Annotated in this window: 20 protein-coding genes; 17 read left to right on the forward strand and 3 right to left on the reverse strand. The window is 39.8% G+C overall.

The features are described 5' to 3' along the window. The first annotated feature begins 27 nt into the window (after positions 1-27). The 7 genes from G6554_RS06390 to G6554_RS06420 all read left to right on the forward strand — a co-directional run bounded on the left by G6554_RS06390 (position 28) and on the right by G6554_RS06420 (position 6,933). Entirely contained in the window at positions 28-1,299 is a 1,272-nt protein-coding gene (locus tag G6554_RS06390) for a peptidase (protein ID WP_166240088.1), read from the forward strand. Positions 1,300-1,424: 125 nt separating this feature from the next. Beyond that, positions 1,425-2,279: a putative beta-lysine N-acetyltransferase gene (ablB, locus tag G6554_RS06395; protein WP_166239905.1), complete on the forward strand. Its 855-nt coding sequence runs from the start codon at positions 1,425-1,427 to the stop codon at positions 2,277-2,279. A gap of 65 nt (positions 2,280-2,344) precedes the next feature. Next, a complete protein-coding gene (locus G6554_RS06400; protein ID WP_166239907.1) occupies positions 2,345-3,742 on the forward strand; it encodes a sigma-54 interaction domain-containing protein in 1,398 nt (465 codons plus the stop codon). Between the two features lie 144 nt (positions 3,743-3,886). Then, positions 3,887-5,338: a lysine 2,3-aminomutase gene (gene kamA, locus G6554_RS06405; protein WP_166239909.1), complete on the forward strand. Its 1,452-nt coding sequence runs from the start codon at positions 3,887-3,889 to the stop codon at positions 5,336-5,338. After that, entirely contained in the window at positions 5,328-5,612 is a 285-nt protein-coding gene (locus tag G6554_RS06410) for a YokU family protein (RefSeq protein WP_166239911.1), read from the forward strand. The genes kamA and G6554_RS06410 overlap by 11 nt, the downstream gene beginning before the upstream one ends. 267 nt (positions 5,613-5,879) lie before the next feature. Further along, positions 5,880-6,101, forward strand: coding sequence for a YozE family protein (locus G6554_RS06415; protein ID WP_166239913.1), 222 nt, complete (start codon positions 5,880-5,882; stop codon positions 6,099-6,101). A gap of 133 nt (positions 6,102-6,234) precedes the next feature. After that, entirely contained in the window at positions 6,235-6,933 is a 699-nt protein-coding gene (locus G6554_RS06420) for a hypothetical protein (protein ID WP_166239915.1), read from the forward strand. A gap of 3 nt (positions 6,934-6,936) precedes the next feature. On the opposite strand, the gene G6554_RS06425 is transcribed toward G6554_RS06420, so the two are convergent. Continuing rightward, positions 6,937-7,101, reverse strand: a complete 165-nt coding sequence (locus G6554_RS06425) for a hypothetical protein (protein ID WP_166239917.1) — start codon at positions 7,099-7,101, stop codon at positions 6,937-6,939. A gap of 188 nt (positions 7,102-7,289) precedes the next feature. On the opposite strand from G6554_RS06425, the gene G6554_RS06430 reads away from it, so the two are divergent. From G6554_RS06430 to G6554_RS06445, 4 genes are all read left to right on the forward strand, one after another. Further along, positions 7,290-7,460, forward strand: coding sequence for a YozD family protein (locus tag G6554_RS06430; RefSeq protein WP_166239919.1), 171 nt, complete (start codon positions 7,290-7,292; stop codon positions 7,458-7,460). Between the two features lie 201 nt (positions 7,461-7,661). Continuing rightward, on the forward strand, positions 7,662-7,841 hold the full coding sequence (locus G6554_RS06435; RefSeq protein WP_166239921.1) for a hypothetical protein: 180 nt from the start codon (positions 7,662-7,664) through the stop codon (positions 7,839-7,841). 13 nt (positions 7,842-7,854) lie between these two features. After that, on the forward strand, positions 7,855-8,652 hold the full coding sequence (locus G6554_RS06440; protein ID WP_166239923.1) for a serine/threonine protein kinase: 798 nt from the start codon (positions 7,855-7,857) through the stop codon (positions 8,650-8,652). 154 nt (positions 8,653-8,806) lie between these two features. Further along, positions 8,807-9,118 carry a hypothetical protein gene (locus tag G6554_RS06445; protein ID WP_166239925.1) on the forward strand — a complete coding sequence of 104 codons (312 nt, stop codon included), beginning with the start codon at positions 8,807-8,809 and terminating at the stop codon, positions 9,116-9,118. Positions 9,119-9,165: 47 nt separating this feature from the next. On the opposite strand, the gene G6554_RS25960 is transcribed toward G6554_RS06445, so the two are convergent. Beyond that, positions 9,166-9,294: a hypothetical protein gene (locus tag G6554_RS25960; RefSeq protein ID WP_278187228.1), complete on the reverse strand. Its 129-nt coding sequence runs from the start codon at positions 9,292-9,294 to the stop codon at positions 9,166-9,168. 153 nt (positions 9,295-9,447) lie between these two features. On the opposite strand from G6554_RS25960, the gene deoD reads away from it, so the two are divergent. The 5 genes from deoD (at position 9,448) to G6554_RS06470 (ending at position 16,092) form a co-directional block, all read left to right on the forward strand. Then, positions 9,448-10,152 (forward strand): purine-nucleoside phosphorylase, encoded by a 705-nt coding sequence (gene deoD, locus G6554_RS06450; protein WP_166239927.1) that lies wholly within the window; start codon positions 9,448-9,450, stop codon positions 10,150-10,152. Positions 10,153-10,284: 132 nt separating this feature from the next. Then, the gene (locus G6554_RS06455) at positions 10,285-12,480 is read left to right on the forward strand and encodes a heavy metal translocating P-type ATPase (RefSeq protein ID WP_166239929.1); all 2,196 of its coding nucleotides are present in this window, start codon (positions 10,285-10,287) and stop codon (positions 12,478-12,480) included. A 278-nt stretch (positions 12,481-12,758) separates the two neighbouring features. After that, positions 12,759-14,225, forward strand: coding sequence for a lmo1851 family serine protease (locus tag G6554_RS06460; RefSeq protein WP_166240090.1), 1,467 nt, complete (start codon positions 12,759-12,761; stop codon positions 14,223-14,225). Between the two features lie 67 nt (positions 14,226-14,292). Continuing rightward, positions 14,293-15,201 carry a CobW family GTP-binding protein gene (locus tag G6554_RS06465; protein WP_166239931.1) on the forward strand — a complete coding sequence of 303 codons (909 nt, stop codon included), beginning with the start codon at positions 14,293-14,295 and terminating at the stop codon, positions 15,199-15,201. A 69-nt stretch (positions 15,202-15,270) separates the two neighbouring features. Next, positions 15,271-16,092, forward strand: coding sequence for a hypothetical protein (locus G6554_RS06470; RefSeq protein ID WP_166239933.1), 822 nt, complete (start codon positions 15,271-15,273; stop codon positions 16,090-16,092). Between the two features lie 41 nt (positions 16,093-16,133). Here the strand turns inward: G6554_RS06470 and G6554_RS06475 are convergent, their stop codons facing one another. Continuing rightward, the gene (locus tag G6554_RS06475; protein ID WP_166239935.1) at positions 16,134-16,376 is read right to left on the reverse strand and encodes a DNA alkylation repair protein; all 243 of its coding nucleotides are present in this window, start codon (positions 16,374-16,376) and stop codon (positions 16,134-16,136) included. 95 nt (positions 16,377-16,471) lie between these two features. Here G6554_RS06475 and G6554_RS06480 point away from each other — a divergent pair, with 95 nt between their 5' ends. Beyond that, the gene (locus G6554_RS06480) at positions 16,472-16,750 is read left to right on the forward strand and encodes a hypothetical protein (RefSeq protein ID WP_166239937.1); all 279 of its coding nucleotides are present in this window, start codon (positions 16,472-16,474) and stop codon (positions 16,748-16,750) included. Positions 16,751-16,762 lie beyond the last annotated feature (12 nt).

The following is a 16,762-nucleotide window of genomic DNA, read 5'->3' on the forward strand; positions in this document are numbered from 1 at the left end:
AATCTTCCTGGAGGAGTGAATCAGTTGATGAAACATGAAGACCAAATAAAGCAGTGGCTAAAAGAGAATCGTGCACGTGGAGCGAGACTGTTACAAATCCTAGTTCGTGAAAATAGCACAAGGGGAAACGAAAGCAGCACACAAGCACTTGTGATTGAAAAATGCCGCCAGCTTGGGCTTATACTGGATATTTGGGAAATAGGCGACGCTAAATTAAAAAAACATCCAGCTTATTGCTGCGACCGGAAAAGCTTCGAAGGGAATCCCAATCTTGTGGCGGTGTTAAAAGGTACGGGTGGCGGTAAATCAATTATTTTAAACGGACATATCGATGTGGTTCCAGTTGGTGACGAGTCGAGTTGGACCCATGACCCATTTAGCGGCATGATTGAGTGCGGAAAGTTATATGGTCGCGGAGCAACCGATATGAAAGGCGGAAATGTGGCACTGCTAATGGCGATCGAGTCGTTGGTCGCCAATAGAATTAAACTGAAAGGAGATGTTATTTTCCAAAGTGTCATTGAAGAGGAAAGCGGTGGAGCTGGGACGCTTGCTGCCGTTTTAAGGGGATATCATGCTGACGGAGCAATCATTCCTGAACCAACCAATATGAAACTATTCCCTAAGCAGCAGGGTTCGATGTGGTTTCGTGTCACCATTACCGGTAAAGCCGCACATGGCGGTACAAGGTACGAAGGTGTTAGTGCTATCGAGAAATCCCTCCTTGTGATTCAGAGATTACAACAGTTAGAGAAAGATAGAAATGAGAAAATAACAGATCCCTTTTTTGAAAAAATCCCAATCCCAATTCCAATTAATATTGGAAAGATTACAAGTGGGGAATGGCCTTCATCGGTGCCTGACACCGCCATCATTGAAGGGAGAATGGGTGTATCGCCTGAGGAAACGATTCAAGCGGCACAGCTTGAAATGGAAAGTTGCCTACGTGAAATAAGTGAGCAAGATGAATGGCTGCAGGAAAATCCTCTCAAGCTCGAATGGTTTGGTGGCAGGTGGCTGCCTGGGAGTCTTGAGAGTGACCATCCATTGATGAATGAACTGACAAACAGCTTTATAGAAGTGAAGGGGACACCCCCTGTTGTCGAAGCAAGTCCGTGGGGCACCGATGGCGGTATACTTTCCACTGTCGGAAATACGCCCACGCCCGTTGTTGTGTTTGGGCCTGGTATAACGGAAATAGCTCATGATGCCAATGAGCATATTAATCTGGAAGATATGTTCGCGGCAAGCGAAATTATTGCATTAACACTATTGAAATGGTGCGAGGTTGTGGAGTAGGGGTTCACCATTTTTTACAATTACTTGATATAATAGATTTGAACATATGGAAATGTCTGGCTTAATTTCAAGGCCAGACATTTTTCAAATAACTGTTTCCGGAAATAAGGTAAGGAGTGACCAAAATGAATCTAACCGCGTCCACCATTTATCTGGAGGAAGAAAGCTATTTCCTTGAGGTGTATCTTGACCCTTTTAATAAACGAATTCGCGTAGATGATTATCGCGGGAATACAAGATTACTTCTTGAAAAAGCAGAGGAGCTCGCACAGCAGTATCAGGCAGAAAAATTAATCATAAAGGCACGCAGCGAAGATTTTTTACTTTTTTTCGAAAAGGGCCTTCAGCCGGAAGCGGTGATTGAACGTTATTTTCTAGGCTCAGATGCCCACTTTTTCTCTAAATTCTATACACCGGAGCGGAAGCGGAATGATCATTGGATCACCGAGGACGGGATGATTCATAGTATTTATCAATTAGACACTTCTGTGGAAAAAACATACCCGCCAAAGGAATATGAATTAAAAAAGGCAGATGAGAGCTGTGCGGAAGAACTTTCAACACTCTATAAACAAGTATTTCAAATCTATCCAACCCCCTTGCATGATCCGGAATATGTAAAAAAGACAATACAAGAGGGAACCATTTATTACGTCTTTTATTATCAGGGGAAAATTGTCAGTGCTGCTTCCGCCGAAATCAATTCCTTTTATAAAAATGCCGAATTAACAGATTGTGCCACAGTAACGGAACACAGGAAATATGGGCTTATGAAGATTATTCTGCAGGAGCTTGAACGTGAATTGAAACGAAATGGAATTTTTTGTGCCTATTCAATTGCAAGGTCGCTATCCTTCGGGATGAATGCTGTTTTATTTCAACTAGGCTATTCGTACCGGGGAAGGTTCGTTAATAATTGCTATATTTATGATAAGCTTGAAAACATGAATATGTGGGTGAAAAATCTGGCAAACTGCTAGAAAATCGGCTTAAGAAGCCGATTTTTCGGCACCATACAATACCTCCAGAAGGGCAGGTGAATGAAATGGTTCAATTAACGGCACTAACACAAGAAGTTCTGACAGCCATTCTTAAAAGCATTGATGAAGGCATCCATGTGGTCAATATAGAGGGAAAAACTATCTTTTATAATGAAGTCGCCGCAAAGCATGATGGCATGGATGTCAAGGAAGTCCAGGGGAAGCATTTAATTGACGCATTCCCCTCCCTGACAGAAGAGTCCAGTACACTTTTAAAGGTAATTAAAACAGGAAAGCCAATTTACAATCAAACACAGGTCTATCTGAATTTACATGGGACTAGAATTGACACCATTAATACGACACTGCCAATCTTTCTGGGCGAAGATATTATTGGAGCAGTTGAAATTGCGAAAGACTATTCGCGAATGAAGCTGTTGGCAGAAAGGTTATTGGATTTACAAAAAGGCGTCAATAAGAGCAGAAAGAAAAGGACATCAAAGCAAGTAAACTATACATTAAACGATTTAATGACGGTAACTCCTGAATTTAGCAGCTTGATAAACGAAGCTAGGAAGCTGGCAAAATCGGATTCTCCAATTCTGGTTTATGGCGAATCCGGAACGGGGAAGGAATTATTTGTCCAAGGAATTCATCATGAATCACTCCGCTCGAGTGGTGCCTTTATTGCTCAAAACTGTGCCGCCATCCCGGAAACCTTACTGGAAAGTATCCTTTTTGGAACCGCTAAAGGGAGCTATACAGGGGCAATTGAGCGCAAAGGGCTATTTGAACTTGCCGATGGTGGTACCCTGTTTCTTGATGAATTACATACTATGCCAATCGAACTGCAGGCGAAGCTATTACGGGTATTGGAGGATGGAATGGTGCGAAGGGTCGGCAGCTCGCAAAATATTTCCGTTGATGTCCGTGTGATCGCGGCCATGAATGTACACCCAAGCATGGCACTTAAGGAACAGAAACTGCGCTCCGACCTTTATTATCGCTTAAATGTATTTACTTTCTCCCTCCTCTCATTAAGGGAACGGCAAGAAGATATATTGTATTTAACGAATAAGTTTATTCACGAGCTTAATATAAAACTAAAAAAAGATATTCAAGGTTTGGAAAAGAAGCTTGAACATTTCTTCGTTAGCTATCAATGGCCGGGAAATGTCAGGGAACTTAAACATACGGTGGAATATATGATGAATGTTTGTGAGGTACGAAAACTAAGATTTGAGGATTTGCCGATCCTGTTACGGCAGCAACTGGTCCAATCTCAAGGAAAGAATCCACCACAACCAGAAGGCTTATCATTAAGAAAAAATCTCGAAGCTGTAGAGAAGATGTTGATTACTGATGCGCTGGAACAAAGCGATGGGAATATAAACCAAGCAGCAAAGCTTTTAGAAATTCCAAGGCAGACATTACAATATAAAATAAAAAAAATGAAGGAATGAGCCGCCGAGTTTTCGGCGCTTTTTTTATGGGACTCTTTAGTAATAATTTGATTTTTTTGCCAATTCCCATTCTAAAGCCCTTTCGAGTAATTGGCATGAATCTTGCATGATAGCTATATAAAGCGAGATTAGGGGGAATAGATCATGAAACATTTTTTATATAAACCGAAAAGACATTGGCAGGATATAGAGCTTTGGAAAGATGTGAGCGAAGAACAGTGGAATGATTGGCTCTGGCAATTAACCAATACGATCCGCACTTTAGATGATCTGAAAAAGGTAATTAACTTAACTCCTGATGAAGAAGAGGGGGTAAGGATTTCAACGAAAACCATTCCCTTAAATATTACTCCATATTATGCTTCCTTGATGAGTCCTGACGATTCAAGGTGTCCAATCAGGATGCAGTCTGTTCCGATTTCGAAGGAAATTTATAAAACGAAATATGACCTGGAAGATCCCTTGTATGAGGATGAGGATTCTCCAGTTCCAGGGCTGACGCACCGCTATCCTGACCGTGTCCTCTTTCTTGTAACTAATCAGTGTTCCATGTATTGCCGCTATTGCACACGAAGACGCTTTTCCGGGCAGATTGGGATGGGGGTGCCGAAGAAACAGCTGGATGCTGCCATTTCCTATATTAGGCAGACACCACAAGTTCGCGATGTGCTAATTTCTGGCGGTGATGGGCTATTAATCAATGATAATATTTTAGAATATATACTGAAGAATTTACGTGAAATTGATCATGTGGAAATTATTCGGATAGGAACGAGGGCACCAGTTGTCTTTCCACAGAGAATTACCGAAAACCTCTGTAATATTTTAAAAAAATACCATCCTATATGGTTAAATACTCATTTTAATACCTCTATCGAAATTACCGAGGATTCAAAAAGGGCATGTGAGATGCTTGCAAACGCAGGCGTTCCGGTCGGGAACCAATCGGTTATCCTGGCAGGGATTAATGACAGCGTCCCGATTATGAAAAGGCTGATGCATGATCTTGTCAAAATTCGTGTCCGCCCCTACTACATTTATCAATGTGACCTGTCAGAAGGAATTGGTCATTTCCGGGCACCTGTATCGAAAGGCCTGGAAATTATTGAGGGACTCCGTGGACATACAAGCGGATATGCTGTTCCGACCTTTGTGGTTGATGCCCCTGGAGGCGGCGGGAAAATTGCTCTGCAACCCAATTATTTAATTTCCCAAAGTCCGGAAAAAGTCGTTCTCCGTAATTTTGAAGGAGTTATCACTTCTTATCCGGAACCTGAAAACTATGTGGCAGGCAGAGCAGAAGGGTATTTTCAGGAAATTTATCCGGAAATGGAAGAGAAACGGTCGCTGGCCGGTATTGCCGGAATTATGAACGATCAACATTTTAATCTCGTTCCGGAAGGCCTGATAAGATTGAATCGCCGTCAGAATTACAATCAAGATCCTTTGCACACCTCGTTAAAGGATAAACGAAGTAAGCGGGATGAATTAAAGGAAAAGAAATTTAAAGCCTTGACTGAGAAGGATAAGGGTGTGCAAGAAATGAATACTGCCGGGCCGGTATCGGAAAAGGGGGTTAGGAAGGATGAAAATTGAATGTGAATGGTGCAACAGTACTGGTGTAGAGCAAACCACGAACTCTGTTTTCTGGGAATTACCGGACGGATCGAGAGCGATAGAAATTGCCGAAACTCCCACATATCACTGTTCTGACTGCGATATGATTTATCAGAGCGAAGTCATTGTCAAAGAGATTGAGAACCATTTGTATTTAATTGATTGTAAGCAAATTGGAAAAGTGATTACCTTTGAGGAATTAATGAAAATCCGAAGATTATTGAAAAAGAATTATTTTGATTTTTCAAACTAATGTTAGCAGCCCCGAAATTTGGGCTGCTTTTTCCCGCATTAACGGGCAGTAAGACCCCCAATTCAAGACTTTGAGTTATAAAAAGGATATGTGGGGGATCCACTGCCCGTAAAAGCCCGATTGGTTCAACTAACAATCATTGGTGGTTGGAAGAACCCCCAATGATTGAAGTTTCACTTTATCCAGTATTGCACATAGACGATGGCGTCTGAATCCGTTATAGTATTTCTTATAAAAACTGATTCCTGTAAAGAAGGTCATTTATAGATGAGAAAATCATTTTATCATTTTTTATTGAAATTTAGACATCCGGCGCCAAAGGATGCGATTAGTAGGTTTGCTAACGATGCTTATTTGGATCATGCTTTTCCAAAAACGGCAGAAGATTACCATGAACTGAGTTCCTATTTGGAGCTAAATGGCGCCTATTTAGAATCTATGACTGTGTTTGATGAAACCTGGCAGCAATATATCGCCTCAGAAAGTTAATTATGAAAGAATGGAATCGTCTCGTAATGGGAGGCGATTTTTTCATTTTTTAATTCACGTTAGCGATATTGAGTACCACGCATATACTGTTGTATATACTATTAGACTAATCCAATTGAGGGGATGGGAGGACATGGCAAAAAGGAAAAAATCGAAGTATCAGATTGGTGATACGGTCGTGATTACAATGTATGGTACCGTCGGTAAGGTCACGGATGTAAAATGGCTGGAAGGAAAATATGTGTATGAAGTAAACAAGAGTGAAGGCCTATATATTGAAGAAGCCTTACAATTACTTTCAGAATATGATGGCAGCATTATGGAGCAAGAACAGATTGATATTGAATACAAGTTCTTTTTCGGAGATTTAGTTCAAGTAAGTGGGTATGGAGCTGACTTATTTAAAGTTGTTGGTTTTCGGACTGAAATTTGGCGCTATAAAGAGGATGCCTGGGAAGATGTCATTTACGAACTTTCAAGGGTTAGTGATGGGGAATGGCTTGAAGCGGGTGAGGAGGAATTAACGCTTGTTGCCGATGCGGAGAATGCCGACACCTTTATTCAAAAGCTAGGACTTCTATACTTAGTCAACAAAAATGAAAAGACAGAAAAAAATCCAAAATTATTGCAGAACATGATCAGAAAAGCAGAAGTAGAAGAAATCGAACGGAAAAAGGAAAAAAAGGAATTAATCGATAACTTATTAGACATATATAATGATTATCGAATTTTATATGATATGTTTCAGGATCAAGAATATTATCAGGTCATGCGCGTGATTCTTAGAAAATTAGAAGGTCTAGCAAGCAACGATGGCAAAAGCCATGTTTAGCTATCAGCTTGATATGACAAATAATAAATAGATAATAAACGGTATTGCGGCCCATTTAATCAAAAAAAACATGGAATTCGTTATCTGCTCCATGATTTTGACGGTGCGGCCATCCTCACAGTTAACATCATTAATAAACGCCTCTAACTTTAATTGCAAGTTCGACATTTGATCACCTCAAAGTGTTTTTTTACATCCTATGCTTGTCCAATCCAAATAAGACATGTTTCTTTTTTATTTATATTATTCCCCTGATGTGGATATGTAGGGGTTAAACCAAGTGGCAAATGGAAATCAAAGTAAATAGCATGAAAAGGCCATGTACATCATACATTCTCTAAAAAGGGGGCGATGCTATGAGAGAAATTGAAGTATTCATTGATACTGAGGAAATTGCCGAATTTTTCTTTCATGAGCTTGTAAAAAGGGGATACGTTCCTAGCGAAGAAGAATTGGAAGAACTTGCAGACATCACATTTGAATATTTAATTGAAAAGAGCATTATTGACGAAGAGACGGAGGAATAATAACGAAAAAATTTTGCGGAGAGAAAGAATCTCTTCCATTCATAATAGATGAGGACGAAAGACGAGCATTTGTTGCTCGCTTTTTCTTGTGCCTGCTGTTGAATGGTACATAGGAAAGTAGAATTATTTTATTTAAAAAACTGCGAAACCTTCCGTTATTTTCCTCGTATATATGAATACGAACCTAAGGGGGGATAGCGGATGTTCAAAAAAATTCTCAAATCCATTATCAAAAACAAACTTAGTCATCAACATAAATACGGCTCTTCAAGCGATGCATGGAAGAAGATGAAGCATCATAAACATAGCCACCTCGGGCATCATCATTATAAAAAGAAGCATAAAAGCGGCAGTTTTATGTCCAGTTTCTTTAGCAGTTAAAAAGGCGGGCAAGATGCTAAAAAGATATGTATTCTATCTGTCTACCTTATTGGAAAGGCCAATTCCTCTTGGTGAAATTGTCTCTAATCGATATAAAGTGGTTGGGCATCTTGGTGCCGGGAGCTATGGACATAGTTATTTAGTTATAGACCTCTTTAATCAACAGAAAAAGGTGTTAAAAGCATTAAGGCTTCATAAGCGGTTAACTCGGTCTGGACGAAGTGGCTTTGAGCAGGAAAAAGAACTGTTACTATCGATTGATCATCCGGGATTTCCAAAGTATTTTGAGGATGGGATCTATAAAAATATCCCCTTTTATACGATGGAATTTATTGATGGCAAGAACTTTGAACAGCTTATTTTTTCAGAAGGAATGAAAGTTTCAGAAACAGAAGCATGTAGGATCGCTGATGATTTGCTGCAATCCATTGAATATTTGCATGCTCATAATATCATCCATAGGGATATCCGTATTCCTAATGTCCTACACGATGGAAAACGGATTAGACTGATTGACTTAGGACTCGGAAAGCATCTTGAACAGAAACAATCTGGAACAGCGGTGAGCGGTTTTGATTTGCGGAAGGAGATTAACTTCCAAGCAGATTTTTATGGACTTGGTCATTTTTTATTGTTTCTCCTTTATTCCAACTTTTCCATTAAAGAAAATCAACAGGAAATGAGCTGGGAGGAAGAATTGGATATTTCGAATGAGGTTAAACACATTATTAGAAGGCTCTTACAGATTGAACCATCCTATGATTCCTGTTCCCAAATTAGAGCTGCACTTCATAAATTATTTGTTTTTTAGGTGGAGTAACTGATGTCATTTTTCAACAAGGTATTTGCAACAAAAATAGAAAAAATATGAATTCGACAAAAATAATTAAGTTTCTATGGAGGATTCGACATTACCTACAGCTAATTATTAGAATAGACAATAAATTCTAATTAATTGGAGGTATATGATGATCAAAATGTTAACAAAACGAGCATGTAGTCAATTTGATGTGACGATCTTTCAAACTCCAAAGTTTCGCGAGCGAAAAGGGTATAAAGAGGTTTATCGTGTCACTATTCCCGCAACCAACCGTGAACATTGTTTACAAGAAACCTTTAGCATTTTTAATGTGACAGATAGAATTCCGACAAATTATGAAGGACGGTTCCTTGCGACCGGTGACATTATCTTTATTGACGAAGGCCGCGGCGGGCAATATTATTATCAATTAAAACCCGGCGGCTGGTTTCCGATAAATCGAATCATTATTCGCTAGCCAAACTTAAACTAAACCTAAGGGGTCCCTTAGGTTTAGTTTAAGTTTTAGCTCTTACGTCCGCCGCTTGCATTAAGCTCTTTTGCATGTGCATTGTGTTCTGCCTCAATAGCTTCGGCGGGGGTGTGATTATTTTTCTTTTGTCCATTTATCCGAGCACGGTGTTTTTTACCCATCGATAATCCCTCCTTTTTACGTCTAGAAATAGCTTCCCTCAATTATGAAAAAACATGTCCATTCTGTGTAACGATTTTCATTGAAAATCGAATATGTTATATTGTCTATGGTACAGACTAATTTTCGTACTACTATTGACTGGAGGCTTATTTATGAGTGTACATATTGGTGCAGGAGAAAATGAAATTGCGGAGACGGTATTACTTCCCGGAGATCCACTTCGAGCTAAATATATTGCAGAGACTTTTTTAGAGGATGCGACATGTTATAACGAGGTTCGAAATATGTTCGGCTATACCGGAACCTATAAAGGAAAAAGAATTTCTGTTCAGGGGACAGGAATGGGTGTTCCTTCTATCTCTATTTATGTGAATGAGTTAATGCAAAGCTATCAGGTTCAGAATTTAATCCGTGTTGGTACTTGCGGGGCTATTCAAAAGGATGTAAAAGTCCGCGATGTGATTTTGGCGATGACTAGCTCAACAGATTCTAACATGAACCGGTTAACTTTTGGACATGTAGATTTCGCCCCGTCTGCCAACTTTGATTTACTCAGAAAGGCCTATGATGCAGGGGTAGCTAAAGGGCTTAATTTAAAAGTAGGTAATATTTTTACTGCCGATTCTTTCTATAACGATAATGCAGAACTTGAAAAATGGGCTAAATATCAAATTCTTGCGATTGAAATGGAAACAACCGCCCTTTATACATTAGCGGCGAAATTTGGCCGAAAAGCCCTTTCCGTCTTAACCGTTAGTGATCACATTTTAACGGGTGAGGAAACTACCGCTGAAGAACGGCAATTAACCTTTAACGATATGATTGAAGTCGCATTAGAAGCGTCTATAAAGGAATAATCTCACTATCAAGCCTCTTCCAACACGGAAGGGGTTTTTCTTTTTTGAAAATGAAAGGAACTTCGGGATTACGTGGAGAATTATTAAAGACGATTACATGATACGTGGGCAAAGCATTAAGAGGTGAGAAAAATGAAGGAACAGCTCAAATTGGATATTTCGGGGATGACGTGTGCGGCATGTTCAGCAAGAATTGAAAAGGTACTCAATAAAATGGACGGCGTCGAAGCAAATGTGAATTTGGCCATGGAAAGTGCGACCATTTCCTATGATCATGACCTCGTTTCCAGTAGGGATGTAGTAGCAAGAATCGAAAAGCTTGGATACGGTGCCAAAGAGAAAGTGGAAAGGGAAGCGAGACAGCAATTAAAGGAGGAAGAGATAAAGGCAAAATGGAGGAAATTTTACCTCTCCGTCCTTTTGTCTCTCCCGCTTTTGTACACAATGCTTACGCATCTCCCTTTTGATAGCGGTTTACCAATGCCTCATTTTTTCATGAACCCATGGTTTCAATTGCTCTTAGCTACCCCTGTGCAGTTTTATATTGGCGGCCCGTTTTACATAGGCGCCTATAAAGCCCTTAAAAATAAAAGTGCGAATATGGATGTTCTTGTCGCATTAGGAACTTCAGCCGCTTATTTCTATAGCCTTGCAGAGGGAATCAAAACAATTGGAAATCCATATTACATGCCGCATCTTTATTTTGAAACAAGTGCTGTTCTCATTACCTTAATCCTTTTAGGAAAATTATTTGAAACTATGGCTAAAGGAAGAACCACAAGGGCTATTTCTGAACTGTTAAACCTTCAAGTAAAGGAGGCAACGGTCATTCATGATGGAAAGGAACGGCTAATCCAAATTGAAGATGTGGTGGCAGGGGACTGGTTACTTGTGAAGCCAGGTGAAAAAATCCCAGTGGATGGCGAAATCCTTTTAGGACAATCGTCAGTCGATGAGTCGATGATTACCGGTGAGTCCATCCCAGTGGAAAAATCGGTGGGTGATCGGGTAATTGGTTCTACGATGAATAAAAATGGAACCTTGACAATGAAAGCAACAAAGGTTGGGAAGGACACGGCACTCGCCGGAATTATCAAGATTGTCGAGGAAGCTCAGGGGAGCAAAGCACCCATTCAACGGCTCGCGGATACCATTTCTGGTTTTTTTGTCCCCGTCGTTGTCGGCATATCATTATTGATTTTCTTGGTTTGGTATTTTTTTGTTAAACCAGGAGATTTCCCTGCAGCTTTAGAAACGGCGATTGCGGTCCTTGTAATTGCCTGCCCGTGTTCTTTAGGACTTGCAACACCAACATCGATTATGGTTGGTACTGGAAAAGGGGCGGAAAAGGGCATCCTTTTTAAAGGCGGAGAGTATTTAGAAACGGCTCATAGACTCAATGCTGTTGTTTTTGATAAAACTGGAACGATTACAAAAGGACAACCAGTCGTTACTGATTTTATTGCTTATCAGGAAAAAAAGAAAGTTCTTCAATATTTAGTTTCAGCTGAAAAATCATCGGAACACCCCCTTGCTGAAGCGATTGTAACGTATGGGTTGGAAAAAAGATCGAGTACCCTTCCGGTAAAAAGATTCCAGGCTATTCCAGGTTACGGGATTGAAGCAAAAATAGGTAATGATGAAATAGTTGTTGGGACAAGGAAGTTGATGAAGTTAAAAGGAATTTCCTATAAGCGGTTTGAAGAGGACCTGATTCGCTTTGAAACCGAAGGGAAAACGGCTATGTACATTGCCATCAATTCTACCATCATGGGTATTGTGGCTGTTGCTGATACGGTTAAAGAACTGGCGAAGCTTGCGGTGCAGCAATTAATGGAATTGAATATCGACGTTTACATGCTTACCGGCGATAATGAACGTACGGCAAAAGCAATCGCAGCGCAGGTAGGAATTAATCATGTAATTGCGGAAGTCCTCCCGGAGGAAAAGGCCAATCAAGTGAAACAACTCCAACGCAAAGGGTTGAAAGTGGCGATGATCGGGGATGGAATTAATGATGCACCGGCACTCGCGGTAGCAGATATTGGTATTGCCATGGGCACCGGAACAGATGTGGCTATTGAAGCGGCTGATATTACCATTCTTGGTAGTGAATTGACGCTAATTCCAAAGGCGATCACACTAAGTAAAAAAACCATGCAAAATATCCGCCAAAACCTTTTCTGGGCGCTTATTTACAATTCTGCAGGAATTCCTATTGCTGCCCTTGGATTATTGGCTCCATGGGTGGCAGGTGCAGCCATGGCTTTTAGTTCCGTATCCGTTGTTACAAACTCACTTCGATTAAAGCGTGTAAAACTTAAATGATTTACCGTAAAACGTACGGGTACTTCTCTTTTGAGAGGTACCTTTTATCATTGAAAAGGGTTTTTACATCAATTCTCATTATTTTCATTAACTTTTCTTTGTTAATTTTATAAAAAAGATGTTATTCTAATCACTAAGGGTTTACAAATTAAAGTATTTGAAAATAGCTTCTTAAAAAATATGAAAACATTCAGGCTGTTACGGTACATGTCCAGTTCATATTTTGATGGTGAATGAAAGTGGTGAAGGATTTGAACGAAAATAATGAGGAACAAAAGATGATTGAAGAAGGTAAAGTAGAGCAAGAGCAGATGACAGATAACAAATCCGGGTACATAAGAATGAAAAAGTTTCCATTTATCATGCTGCTATTTTTGCTCGTTTTTCTATCGGCAGGGATTACCACCTTTGCCTTGGCATTTGGAAAGGACAAGGTTGTTACGGTCGCACCGCAAAGATCGGAATTTAATAAACTTTATGAAGCATTTGATACTTTGAAAAATGGATACTACAAGGATGTGAACCAGCAAAAGCTAATTAATGGGGCGATTGATGGAATGGTTACGTCACTTGATGATCCATATTCCGACTATATGAGCAATGAAGAAGCGAAAAGCTTCCACAGTAGTATTTCTTCTTCTTTTGAAGGAATCGGTGCCGAAATTCAAGAAAAGGAAGGACATATTATAATTGTCTCTCCGATTAAAGGCTCACCTGCTGAAAAAGCCGGATTAAAACCGAATGATGTGGTCGTAACGGTAAATGGAAAAAGCATTCAGGGGATGAATTCAACCCAAGCTGTTACGTTAATAAGAGGGAAAAAAGGAACAAAGGTCGAATTAACTATTCAACGACCTGGAACAGATGCCCCAATGACAGTGCCGATTGTCCGTGATACTATTCCAATTGAAACGGTTTATGGGGAAATGGTAGATGATTCGATTGCGAAAGTTCAAATAACAAGCTTTTCAACCAATACAACAAAAGAACTTGTAACAGCCCTAAATGATTTACAGAAAAAGGGTATGAAGGGTGTTGTCTTAGACTTACGTCAAAATCCTGGTGGGCTATTAGACCAAGCCGTAAGTATAACAAGCATGTTCGTACCAAATGGAAAAGTTATTGTTAAAGAACAAGACCGAAATGGAAAAGTGAAGGAGATCGCTTCACAGAATGAAGGAAGCCCAGAGCTTCCGTTAGTAGTACTAATTGATAAGGGGAGTGCCAGCGCATCAGAAATTTTTGCTGCGGCTGTAAAGGAATCTGCCGGTGTACCACTTGTTGGTGAGAAGTCATTTGGAAAAGGTACGGTGCAAACCGCAGCTGATTTCAAAGACGGCTCCAACCTCAAATATACAATTGCAAAATGGCTAACACCAAATGGGAATTGGATTCATAAAAAGGGAATCGTGCCTGATTTTGAGGTAGCCCTTCCAGATTTCGCGTCATTACCGATTATTAATCCGGATAAAGAGCTAGCCCTATCCACTTCATCTACAGAAGTTCAAACAGCTCAGAAGATGTTGAAAGCTGTCGGATATGACCCTGGACGTGAGGATGGATTCTTTGATGAAAAAACAAAAGAAGCTGTCATCGCCTTCCAAACCGCGCAAGGCCTTGCTGCTGATGGTGTGTTAAAAGGTGATTCCACGATGAAGCTAATGGATCTTTTACGGGAAAAAATTAAAACAAGCGACACCCAACTACAAAAGGCTGTAGAAGTATTAAAAGGAAGAATGAAATAATTGATAACCCGATTCCATTAGGAGTCGGGTCAACTTTTTTTAATTATCAAAGATTGAAGGGAAAAAGATGAAAAAAGCGGAAGTATATATTTTGTCAGGATTTTTAGGAAGCGGAAAAACGACACTGTTAAAACGATTGCTTGAGGACGAACGAGATGCCGGTAGAAGGGTAGCAGTCATGATGAATGAATTGGGGAAGGTCTCGATTGACTCTGATGCTGTCAATGATGATGTTGCACTAAAAGAGCTTTTAGGCGGCTGTATTTGCTGCTCGATCCAGGACAAGCTTGAAGCACAGCTACAAGGTTTATTACTAGATGAGCAGCCAGATGTTATTTATATTGAAACAACTGGAGCTGCTCATCCCGTAGAAGTGTTAGATGCGATCCTATCCCCTTTGTTTGCCGATAAGCTAATCATAAAAGGTATTATTACAACAGTGGATGGTACAAGATGGAAAGAGCGAAAAATATTAAGCCCTCAGCTGCAGCAATTGATCCTTGAGCAGGTTCGACATGCCGACTTTATCATCATTAATAACATGGATGATTTAATGGAAATGGATCAGGCACATATTACCTTTGAAATCCAAGGAATAAATCCAAAAGCAAGATGCCTGTTGACGAATTTTTCACAGGTTTCGATTAGACAGCTTAGAAATCTATCTGTATCTTTTGAAAAAGAATCACAAAAGATTGATTTGAATTTAACAACCTTTGTGTATCAATTTAAGAAGGCAATCAATCATAATATGTTTGAGGAATTTTTAAGAGAGCTTCCTAATACCATCTATCGAATTAAAGGATATATAAAATTTGATTATGCAGAGCATCCGTTTTTATTTCAATTTTCATATGGAATGCCGCTATATTTAAAGGAAGAGATGAATTTACCGTTAAATCTTGTCTTTATTGGCGAAAATATCGATTGGAATGGTATTCAGGAACAACTTGCCAACCTCGAAAAAAATAGCTAGGAATGAATGAACATTTCCCCTTCAGGTAACTCTTTTAATGTAGCGAAAAACATTAAAAGGGGGTCTTAAATGAAAAGGGCAGCTAGTTTCATCGTATTCATTCATTTCCTCCTTTATGGGCAAGGAGTTCAGGCTAAAGCAGATATTAGTTATAAAATAGAAATGCTGAACTGGAATGAAGTGAATCAACTAGTACCAAAATACACCAAATTCACGGTTATGGATGTAGAAACAGGGAAACGATTCAAGGTCCAGAGACGAGCAGGAAGTCATCATGCTGATGTACAACCGTTAACAGCAAAAGATACGAAAATGATGAAAAAGATATACAGCGGAAAGTGGAGCTGGAAACGCCGTGCCATTATTGTCATTCACAAAGAAAATTGGATTGCCGCATCCATGCATGGGATGCCACATGGTGGAGGCGCACTGCAAAATAATTTTCCCGGTCATTTTTGCATTCATTTCTATGGGAGTACAACGCACCGTACCAATTCCATGGATCTATCCCATATGCTCATGGTTCTGAAGGCTTCAGGTAAATTAGATGATTATCTTGGAAAGGCAAACCCATACGAGGTGATTAATGCCTATGTAGCCGGGTTTAAGCAGCAGGATGTCCGGATTACCTCTCAAGCTTCTTTGCAAAAAGTAAGATGGAAGCCCATTTTACAGAAGGTTGAAAATGTAAGACTATCGCGATTAGAGCTTTTGCCCCCAGAAGATTTAAAAGAAGAAATTAGTTTGGATGTTCCTGCAGTGGTTGACTGGTACATAGAAGATAGGGGCAGGCAAACATTTAGCGGGGATATCCATTTGGTTAGGTTTTCACCTACTGACCCTTGGAAAGTTGATTCGGAGGATTTTTTAAAAGAAAACCATCTGCCATAATACGCAAAAAACACCTTTGATTAAAGGTGTTTTTTGCGTAATTATCCCTGCTCACCAAATTTGATAAAGGTCCGTTCATCTTCGATTAAGCCGCAGGCACCGCATTGTATCCGATAATCCGGTCCGTTGTAGGGAAGATGAAAGGGTTCTAATTCATTTTCACCATACCCCCTAACAACGACACCTGATACGGGGTCAAGCTTAACAGATTGTGATACTTGCTGAATGATATTAAACCGGCTGCGATTCGTTTTGCAATTCGGGCATTTGTATGGAGTGGACATAGGTTTCTCCTTTCGTGGTATGGTTAACCTCTATTTTTTGCAATAATGACAGGAAATATGTAACAATGCTAATGTAGAGTAAAGGGGGGATTTGTTTGGAAAAGGAAAAAGAGAATTATCAATTTTTATTAGAAGAATACCGCTCGATATGGAACAATAGGTCATTATCAACAAGGGATCAAACAAGTGAAGAGACATTAATCGAGGCAATCAAACGGGAATTGTTAGATGAAAACTCCCATCCTAGAATCCGAAAAGACAAATATGAAAAATATTATTCAGCAGTAAAGAGGGTTATGGCATCACAGATCTCTCTTGATTCGAAGGGAAAATTAATTGAAATGCATATTGAAGTGATGGAAGAAATTAGTTAGGGGAGAATGACG

The organism is Bacillus sp. MM2020_4 (assembly GCF_011250555.1).
Taxonomy (GTDB): Bacteria; Bacillota; Bacilli; order Bacillales; family Cytobacillaceae; genus Neobacillus.

What these genes read in the sequence shown, in the direction of transcription:
- G6554_RS06390 (WP_166240088.1), top strand. Translation starts at nt 28, where the DNA reads ATGAAACATGAAGACCAAATAAAGCAGTGGCTAAAAGAGAATCGTGCA.
- ablB (WP_166239905.1), top strand. Translation starts at nt 1,425, where the DNA reads ATGAATCTAACCGCGTCCACCATTTATCTGGAGGAAGAAAGCTATTTC.
- G6554_RS06400 (WP_166239907.1), top strand. Translation starts at nt 2,345, where the DNA reads ATGGTTCAATTAACGGCACTAACACAAGAAGTTCTGACAGCCATTCTT.
- kamA (WP_166239909.1), top strand. Translation starts at nt 3,887, where the DNA reads ATGAAACATTTTTTATATAAACCGAAAAGACATTGGCAGGATATAGAG.
- G6554_RS06410 (WP_166239911.1), top strand. Translation starts at nt 5,328, where the DNA reads ATGAAAATTGAATGTGAATGGTGCAACAGTACTGGTGTAGAGCAAACC.
- G6554_RS06415 (WP_166239913.1), top strand. Translation starts at nt 5,880, where the DNA reads ATGAGAAAATCATTTTATCATTTTTTATTGAAATTTAGACATCCGGCG.
- G6554_RS06420 (WP_166239915.1), top strand. Translation starts at nt 6,235, where the DNA reads ATGGCAAAAAGGAAAAAATCGAAGTATCAGATTGGTGATACGGTCGTG.
- G6554_RS06425 (WP_166239917.1), bottom strand. Translation starts at nt 7,101, where the DNA reads ATGTCGAACTTGCAATTAAAGTTAGAGGCGTTTATTAATGATGTTAAC.
- G6554_RS06430 (WP_166239919.1), top strand. Translation starts at nt 7,290, where the DNA reads ATGAGAGAAATTGAAGTATTCATTGATACTGAGGAAATTGCCGAATTT.
- G6554_RS06435 (WP_166239921.1), top strand. Translation starts at nt 7,662, where the DNA reads ATGTTCAAAAAAATTCTCAAATCCATTATCAAAAACAAACTTAGTCAT.
- G6554_RS06440 (WP_166239923.1), top strand. Translation starts at nt 7,855, where the DNA reads ATGCTAAAAAGATATGTATTCTATCTGTCTACCTTATTGGAAAGGCCA.
- G6554_RS06445 (WP_166239925.1), top strand. Translation starts at nt 8,807, where the DNA reads ATGATGATCAAAATGTTAACAAAACGAGCATGTAGTCAATTTGATGTG.
- G6554_RS25960 (WP_278187228.1), bottom strand. Translation starts at nt 9,294, where the DNA reads ATGGGTAAAAAACACCGTGCTCGGATAAATGGACAAAAGAAAAATAAT.
- deoD (WP_166239927.1), top strand. Translation starts at nt 9,448, where the DNA reads ATGAGTGTACATATTGGTGCAGGAGAAAATGAAATTGCGGAGACGGTA.
- G6554_RS06455 (WP_166239929.1), top strand. Translation starts at nt 10,285, where the DNA reads ATGAAGGAACAGCTCAAATTGGATATTTCGGGGATGACGTGTGCGGCA.
- G6554_RS06460 (WP_166240090.1), top strand. Translation starts at nt 12,759, where the DNA reads ATGATTGAAGAAGGTAAAGTAGAGCAAGAGCAGATGACAGATAACAAA.
- G6554_RS06465 (WP_166239931.1), top strand. Translation starts at nt 14,293, where the DNA reads ATGAAAAAAGCGGAAGTATATATTTTGTCAGGATTTTTAGGAAGCGGA.
- G6554_RS06470 (WP_166239933.1), top strand. Translation starts at nt 15,271, where the DNA reads ATGAAAAGGGCAGCTAGTTTCATCGTATTCATTCATTTCCTCCTTTAT.
- G6554_RS06475 (WP_166239935.1), bottom strand. Translation starts at nt 16,376, where the DNA reads ATGTCCACTCCATACAAATGCCCGAATTGCAAAACGAATCGCAGCCGG.